We start from the raw sequence: 7,160 nt of genomic DNA, 5'->3' as shown, positions 1-7,160 counted from the left end.
CGGGGGGGGGGGGGGGGGGTGGGGGGGGGGGGGGGCGCCGGGGGGGGGGGGGGGGGGCGGGCGGGGGGGGGGGGGGGGGGGGGGCGGGGGGGGGGGGCCCCCCCGCCCCCCCCCCCGACGCTCAGGTGCGGGATGTCATCGGCGGCTGGTCACCCGCTGATGACGGGGGACTTGCCCGTCGCCTGGTTCACGATGGTGTACAGGCCCTGGAAGCTGGCGCTGGTGCCGACGATGCCGCAGCCGCCGCCGACCTTATTGGCGATGGACAGCGTGAGCCCGCCGCCCGCGGTGTTCAGCGTGCCGTTGCTGCCACCCGCGCTCGGGTTGTTGTACTTGGCCGCGACCTTGCCGGTGACGTTGAAGGTGCAGGGACCGAGGATGCTGTTCCCGGACACCTTCGCCTTGATCGTTCTGATCTCACCGGTCGTCTGGCCCGTGGAGTTGGTGCCGGCGCCCGCCGCGTAGTCCAGGCCCCAGATCTCCCACGGCGGCGTGGTGGTCACCGTCCACGTGGAGCTGAACGGCCCGGTGCACGGCGAGTTGAACGAGATCGCCGAGATGGACGCGAGCTTGGCCGGGCTCCCGGAGACCGGGGAGGTCGGCGCGGAGCCCGAGGCGGCGGAGGTCGCGCACTGGATCTTGTTGCCGTTGTTGTCGGTCAGGACGGTCACTCCGGCGCTGCCGTTGAAGGCGCCGGTCGGGCTGATCGTCCAGCTCGTCGGCGCGGCGACGGCCGACGGGGCGGCGAGGACGACGGATGCCGCTGCGGCACCGATCGCGGTCAGGACACCGGTTCGCTTGATCATGGGGGTACTCCCTTTTCTCGTTCCGTTGGGGATGACTGAACGTGACTGGAGAGGCGCTTGTTCGGTCGTTCGCCGTGCCGGACGGTGCGGCACTCGGCGGGGTCCACGACCTGTTTTCTCGGTGCGTGGACCGGGACTCGACGGTGGTTCGCGCATCACCTCCTCGTACCGGGGGGATGGCCTACCGCTTCGCGGAGTGCCAGAATTCAGACAGCTTCCTGCCCTCGTTCGGCGCGAGGCCGGCCGGGTCGTAGGGGCTGCCGAAGTACGTCGTGGTGGCGTCCAGCGTCACGCTGTTCTTGCCCGCGGCGGACGGGAGACCGGTCTTGAGGTTCACCGCCCAGTCCAGGAGCCCGGCGCCGCAGCCACTGGCCCCGGGAACGGCGAAGGACGCGTCACCCTGGTCGGCGCCGTCGAAGGTGTAGCGGCCCATCTCGCCCTCGTCGTCGTTCGGTGTCCCGTCGGCCGCGAACCGCTGGAGCGAGAGGCTCGGCGCGGTCACGTTCTGCGGCTTCAGGAGCACCGGGTTGGCGGTGGTTCCGATGTAGCACTTGTCACCCAGGAACGGATTCTTGAGGTGGATGCGGACCGGGATGGTGAGAATGGGCTCACCGGTGGAGAACGCCGCGCTCATATTGAAGTCCCTTGGCGCCCCGGCCGGTTCGATCGTGGCCGTCACACGGTTGAGGCTGTTGTCCGTCAGCTGCCGGCAGATTCCTGAGACGAGCGGAATTCCGCTGGGGCACATCAGCCCGATCAGTCCGCCCGGGATCTGGGCCGGGTCGGCGGTCAGCGCGCCCTCGGGCGGGGCCACCAGCGCGGCTCCGCCGTCGGCGCGCTGGATGACGCCGAGCTGCAGATCGGTTCGGCCGGTGGTGACCTCGGTCTTGCCCAGTGTGATGGTTCCGGTGGCCGAGGTCGACGCTATGCAGGTGGCGATGGTGTTGACGCCGTCCGCGGCCAGCATGGCCGGCGCGTCGACCGGGCAGCGGTCGAAGGGCGCCCAGTCGCCGTTGAGCTGCGCGGCGGCGGTGGCCGATCCGGTGGAGAGCAGGGCACTGAATGCCGTGAATGCCGCGAGCAGTCCTACGCGGGTTCGATTGGAAACGGATCTCATGTCGTCCCCTCTGTCGGCCGCTGTGGCGCGGCCTCGTGCACGAAGTTGACCGGTTCTGCAACGCATGCCCGCACCGCGACGACTGTCGACGGTGAGGAAGCCTCGGGTGGGCCCGGGCGGCGGAGGATCGGAGCATCAAATTTCGGGCAGATTTCGTGACCGAATTGACCGAGGCGTGATGTTACTCGCGGGAAACCGGGCGACACAATCGGTCCGTCTAAGATTCTTTGCACAGCGCTCTTTTTGATCGGGAAATGAGCATCGGAGCCTCGTCCGCTTGTCAAGGAATGCGCACCCGACGGCGTGGAATTACGCCCCGGCGGCCGGATCCGCGCAGGGCGTGCGCAGGCGGCGCGAACAGTGCGGCGACTCGCGGAGGACCCGACTCCGTTCACTCATCGATGGCGCGCAAATCAGCCATGCGGCTGGAAACGGCCGCCTACAAGGAGCCGTTCGCCCGCGTTCGCCATGGTGAGCCGCCTGTACGCCCGGACACCGCCGGAGCGGCGACGGCGGCGCGCACCACCCAGGGATGGACTCGAAGGCGCCGGAACGGCTTTGTTGTCATCGCCCGAGCACGCGGCCGAAATTCATTGTCCGAAAGCGCGCAGTACCGCCCGACCTGCACGGAAGTCGCACAGTGCGGCCGGGATGTGTGCCCCCTGCACTTCGATCTTGTCCAAGTGGTGTGCAGTGCCTGTTCCTTGGTCTATCTTCGTCGCGAACTTGGTACGCACCTGTCGGTTCGTGGGAGCGCTTTCCCCCCACCGCCTCACCCCACCACCGGGCGCCGAGAGCAAGGGGACCTGTCATGCCACATCTCATACAGCCGTTGGATACCGAAGACCCGCTGGGTCCGCTGCCCCAGGAATTCGCGGCGATCATGCGGCCCGAACTGCCCAGCCTCATCAAGGAAATCGGCGTCGAGGTCACCCGGGCCTATCCGGAATACGCCCGGCTGCTCGACGGCCCGAACGGGCAGGCCATCCGGGTGGGCGTGGAGCAGAGCCTCGCCTCCTTCGTCGACCTGGTGGCCGAGCCCTCCTCCCCCACCACACTCCGGGACGACATGTGCCGGCGCTTCGGACGGTTCGAGGCGTACGAGGGCCGGAGCATGGACACCCTCCAGGGGGCCTACCGGCTGGGCGCACGGGTGGCCCTGCGGCGGGCGAAGAAGGTCGGGCAGAGCTACCACCTGTCCCCCACCCTGATGCTGAGCTTCGCCGACGCGCTCTTCGCGTACATCGACGAACTGGAATCGCTTTCCCGGGAAGGCTTCCTGGAAGTGCGGTCCCAGTCGGGCGAGCACAGCGAGGCGCTGCGCCGCCGCCTGCTCCACCTCGTCCTCGCCGGACGCCCGGCCCCCGGCAGCGCCATCGCCGACCTGTGCGAGCAGGTCGGCTGGGCGCTGCCGAAGGAGGTCACGCTGATCGCCGTCCGCGCGCCGGCGGAGCTGGACCGGCTCAGCGCGGACCGTGACCTTCTCGTCGACCTCAGCGCCCCGCAACCGCACCTGCTCATTCCGGGGCCACTGGACGAGGCACGGCGGTCCATGCTCGAACAGGCCCTGCCGGCGGGCCGCGCCGCGATCGGACTGACCGTCCCGACGGCGCTGGCCTGCGAGTCGATCCGCTGGGCCCGCCGGGTCCTGGAACTCGTCGACTCCGGAGTCATCGACGACGCTCCGCTGATCCGCTGCGAGGACCACCTCACCACCCTGTGGCTGTTGTCCGACCCCGCCCTGCTGGACCAGCTCGCGCAGCGGGAACTGGCCGCCGTCGCCGGGATCAGCGCCGCCCGGCGGGACCGGCTGGTCGAGACGCTGCGGATCTGGCTCGACACCCGGGGCACCGCCGCGCAGATGGGCGCGCTGCTCGACGTCCACCCCCAGACGGTGCGTTACCGCATGCGAAGCCTGGAGACCATCTTCGGTGACCAGCTCGTCGATCCCGAGAGCCGTTTCGCCACCGAGGCGGTCCTGCGCGCGCTGCGGCTGCGCTCCCGTTCCACCGGCACACCCCCCTGATCCGGATCACGTTCGGCCCGGCGGGTCAACTTACCGGCGCGTAAGGCGAAATAGACGGTCAGTCCCAAACGGTTGCGACACGGAGACGTATCCGGCGAGAAACCCGGAACCGCGTCCCGTACACAGGAGGGAACCCGCCGCTCACCAGGCGACGGGGCCCGCGCACCGCCTCCTGGCCAACCATCCGAGAGGGAACCCCCATGACCGCCTCGCACCTCCTCGTTCCCGTGCCGATCCCGGACCGGGTCGCCGCGCTGATCGGTTCGTGCACGCCGCCGCACATCCTCCGGGCGGAGTTCGTCGCGGACTGCGCGGCCCGCGAGGTCCGAAGGTTCCGCGGCCCCCTGCTCGGCGTCGAGGACCAGGCCGACCGCGAACAGGCCCTGTCCGACCTGGCCCGCGCCAACAAGGTGCTCGCCGCGCACCACCCCGGCCTCGCCGTGCTGCCCGGCTCGCCCTTCTGACCGACGCGGCCGGACCGTGTGATCCTCGTCGCCCCGGCGCGTACGGCGACGCCGGACCGGAGGCGTCGCAGCCGCCCCGTCGACGGGGTGCCCCGGGGTCCGCGCCGAGCACACCGGGGCGCCCGCCCCGGCGCCGGCGCCCCGCCACACGCCGCCGACGTGCGGCAACAGGTGCGGGCCGCACGGGTCGCGGCGCACCGTGGTGACGGTGTGGACAGGTCCTCGGCAGGCCGGCACAGCGCGTCGGCGCCGACGCGCACCGAGGGCGACGCGTCCGGGTGGCGGGTTCCACACGTTCCGCGGGCGCCTCCCCCGTGCCGCTGCCACTAGCCTCTTCACATGACCTCCACTTCGACCGAGCCGACCCCTGTCCGCCCGATGGTTGTGCTGAACGCGGAGATCCGCGCTCTGGTCTCCGGCGGCGGTGTGGTGTCCCCGGAGGGCCGACGGGAGTACGAGCGGCTGCTCGTCGAGTGGGTGGCGGCCGTGCGGGGCGGACCGTCGAGCGCTTCCCTGACGTCGGGCCGCGGGGCGTGACGGCTGCGGAGACCGAACCGGAGCGGCGGCCGGGGCGCCCCCCTCCGAGCCGCTGACCCCCGTCCGGCCCGCACCCGGATGCGGGGGCGGGAGGCCGGTGTGAGGGTGCAGGGGTGACCACTGCCAGCGAGCAAGCCCCCGCCGCGCAGAGTGCCTCCGCGCCGCCACCCGTCCTCGACCGGCGGCGGCGGAACATCATCTTCGCGACGATCGTCCTCGGCATGCTGCTGGCGGCACTGGACCAGACGATCGTGGGCACGGCCCTGCCGACGATCGTGTCGGATCTGGGCGGTGCCGCGCACATGTCGTGGGTGGTCACCGCCTATCTGCTGGCCGAGACGGTGGCCACCGTCCTGGTCGGCAAGTTCGGCGACCTGTTCGGGCGGAAGCTGGTCTTCCAGGTGTCGGCGGTCATCTTCATCACGGGATCGTTCCTGTGCGGCCTCGCGTCGGACATGCTGCTGCTGATCATCTGGCGAGGGATGCAGGGCATCGGCGCGGGCGGCCTCATGGTCACCTCGATGGCGCTGATCGCGGATGTGATCCCGCTGCGCGAACGGGGCAAGTACCAGGGCGCGATCGGGGCCGTCTTCGGCATCTCCACCGTGATCGGGCCGCTGCTCGGCGGACTGTTCACCGACCATCTGACGTGGCGCTGGGCGTTCTACGTCAATGTGCCGATCGCCATCGTGGTGGTCATCGCCGCCGCCCGGAACATCCCGTCGGTGAAGGCCGCGGGCCGGCCGGTCATCGACTACGCCGGAATCGCGCTGGTCGCCGTCGGGGCGAGCGCGCTGATCCTGGCGACGAGCTGGGGCGGCAACGAGTACGCCTGGGGCTCGCCCGTGATCCTCGGGCTGTTCGTCGCGGGGCTGATCGCCCTGGCGCTGTTCTGTCTGGTGGAGACACGGGCGAAGGAACCGATGCTGCCGATGCGGCTGTTCCGGAACCCGGTGTTCACCGTCTGCTCGATCCTCAGCTTCATCGTGGGTTTCGCGATGCTCGGTTCGATGATCTTCCTGCCGACCTACCTCCAGTACGTGGACGGGGACTCGGCGACCCTCTCGGGGGTGCGGACGCTACCGCTCGTCGTCGGTCTGCTGGCCGCGTCGATCTTCAGCGGCACCGTGGTGAGCAGGACGGGCCGCTACCGGGTGTTCCCCATCGTCGGGACGCTGGTCATGGCGGCCGGGCTGTTCCTCCTGTCCCGGATGGGGCCGGGGACCGGCGTCTGGCTGGAGTCCCTCTACATGGTGGTGCTGGGGCTCGGCATCGGTCTGGCCATGCAGGTGCTGACGATCGCCGTGCAGAACACCGTCGACTACGAGGACCTGGGCACGGCCACCTCCGGGGTGACGTTCTTCCGCACGCTGGGCAGCGCCTTCGGCACGGCGGTGTTCGGCACCATCTACGCCAACGCGCTCGAACCGAACCTCACCGACGGCGTCGCGCGGGCGGTCGCCGCCGGCGGCGATCCGGCCGTCCTGGCCGGCGCCTCGCAGAGCCCGCAGGCGCTGCACGCACTGCCGGCCGCCCAGTCGGAACCGCTGGCGCTGGCGTATGCGGACACGCTGCACACCGTGTTCCTGTGGACGGTGCCCATCGCGCTGATCGGCTTCGTCGTCGCCCTGTTCCTGAAGGAGGTGAAACTGCGGGACTCCGCACGCCTCGGGTCGACGGACATGGGCGAGGGCTTCGCCCAGCCGGGCACCGGGGACTCCGCGAAGCTCCTGGAGTCGTCGGTGGCCACGATCCTGCGGGATGCGGGGCCGGACACCGCCCGGCGGATCATCACCGACTCGGACACCCGGCTCGACATGGCGGGGGCCTGGGCGGTGATGCAGGTGGACCTCTTCACCAGGATGGTCGGTCACGCGGGCCTCCGACTGATCGCGGCCCGGCACCGCATCCCGCCGGAGGTCCTGGTGCCCGTCTTCGACCGGATGATCGAGGAGGGCTATCTGACGGGCGACGGCCGGATCTTCTCGCACACGTCGGCGGGCCGGCGCGAGGCGGCGGTGATCTCCGACGCCTGGGGCCGCTGGCTCAACGAGCGCCTGGCCGAGGACGGCGCGCGCCCCGACGACCGCCGGCTCCAAGCGACCGTGGACGTGATCGCCAAGCGACTGCTCGCGGAGGATCTGGCCCAGGAGCTGTCCCCCACGGCCGGTCCCGGCGGCTCGGCACGGGTGGGGGCCCCGGTCTGAGGC

Annotated in this window: 6 protein-coding genes; 4 read left to right on the top strand and 2 right to left on the bottom strand. The window is 70.8% G+C overall.

The window, feature by feature from the left end; translation table 11 throughout:
• Positions 1-149 precede the first annotated feature (149 nt).
• Together ACIQMU_RS08190 and ACIQMU_RS08185 are read right to left on the bottom strand one after the other, a co-directional pair.
• Positions 150-806, bottom strand: a complete 657-nt coding sequence (locus ACIQMU_RS08190; protein WP_352238866.1) for a hypothetical protein — start codon at positions 804-806, stop codon at positions 150-152.
• A gap of 181 nt (positions 807-987) precedes the next feature.
• Entirely contained in the window at positions 988-1,923 is a 936-nt protein-coding gene (locus ACIQMU_RS08185) for a hypothetical protein (protein ID WP_352238867.1), read from the bottom strand.
• An 811-nt stretch (positions 1,924-2,734) separates the two neighbouring features.
• On the opposite strand from ACIQMU_RS08185, the gene ACIQMU_RS08180 reads away from it, so the two are divergent.
• From ACIQMU_RS08180 to ACIQMU_RS08165, 4 genes are all read left to right on the top strand, one after another.
• Positions 2,735-3,949: a helix-turn-helix domain-containing protein gene (locus tag ACIQMU_RS08180; protein WP_352238868.1), complete on the top strand. Its 1,215-nt coding sequence runs from the start codon at positions 2,735-2,737 to the stop codon at positions 3,947-3,949.
• Between the two features lie 200 nt (positions 3,950-4,149).
• Positions 4,150-4,413 (top strand): hypothetical protein, encoded by a 264-nt coding sequence (locus ACIQMU_RS08175; RefSeq protein ID WP_352238869.1) that lies wholly within the window; start codon positions 4,150-4,152, stop codon positions 4,411-4,413.
• 339 nt (positions 4,414-4,752) lie between these two features.
• On the top strand, positions 4,753-4,950 hold the full coding sequence (locus ACIQMU_RS08170) for a hypothetical protein (RefSeq protein ID WP_352238870.1): 198 nt from the start codon (positions 4,753-4,755) through the stop codon (positions 4,948-4,950).
• 113 nt (positions 4,951-5,063) lie between these two features.
• Positions 5,064-7,157 carry an MDR family MFS transporter gene (locus tag ACIQMU_RS08165; RefSeq protein ID WP_402688475.1) on the top strand — a complete coding sequence of 698 codons (2,094 nt, stop codon included), beginning with the start codon at positions 5,064-5,066 and terminating at the stop codon, positions 7,155-7,157.
• Positions 7,158-7,160 lie beyond the last annotated feature (3 nt).

It is taken from the genome of Streptomyces sp. NPDC091649, assembly GCF_044756785.1.
Lineage (GTDB): Bacteria > Actinomycetota > Actinomycetes > Streptomycetales > Streptomycetaceae > Streptomyces.
This window is presented reverse-complemented; position numbering and strand designations above follow the sequence as displayed.